This window comes from Cupriavidus basilensis OR16 (assembly GCF_000243095.1).
GTDB lineage: Bacteria > Pseudomonadota > Gammaproteobacteria > Burkholderiales > Burkholderiaceae > Cupriavidus > Cupriavidus basilensis_D.
The window spans coordinates 1-535 of record NZ_AHJE01000265.1 but is presented as its reverse complement, the minus strand read 5'-3'; the positions used below and the strand labels follow the sequence as shown (position 1 = coordinate 535).

Genomic DNA, 535 nt, shown 5'->3' with positions numbered 1-535 from the left:
CAGCAGCAGTCGGACGGGCACATGAGCGCGCGCGCCAGCTGCAGTCGCATGCGCCAGCCGCCGGAGAAACTGTTGACCGGCTGGCTAAGCTGCGCAGCACTGAAGCCAAGGCCCAGGATCAGCGCTTGGGCACGTGCGGGGGCATCGTGTGCACCGGCATCGTGCAGGGCCATGTAGGCGTGTGCCATGCGCATGCCGTCGTCGCTGGCCTCGGCGGCGGCTACTTCGGCCTGCGCGGCCAACAGCGCGGTGTCGCCCTCGACTACGAAGTCGGTCGCGCTCTGCTCGGTCTCCGGCATCTCCTGCGCGACCTGGCCCATCTTCCATGCGGCGGGAATCGAGAACTCGCCGCCATCTTCGTGCAGCGTGCCGTTGAGAAGGCCGAAGAAGGACGACTTGCCGGCGCCATTGCGGCCGACAAGACCAATCTTCTCGCCGGGGGCGAAGGTGACGGACGCGTGGTCGAGTACGACATTAGCGCCGCGGCGCAGCGTGACATTACGGACGGAAATCATAAGGAGCTACTTCGGAGAGG

General features: G+C 66.4%; 1 protein-coding gene. It reads right to left on the bottom strand.

Features of this window, described 5'->3' with window-relative positions; translation table 11 throughout:
• The coding region (locus OR16_RS38640) for an ATP-binding cassette domain-containing protein (RefSeq protein ID WP_006164794.1) at window positions 1-515 on the bottom strand (515 nt) is incomplete at its 3' end.
• Window positions 516-535 lie beyond the last annotated feature (20 nt).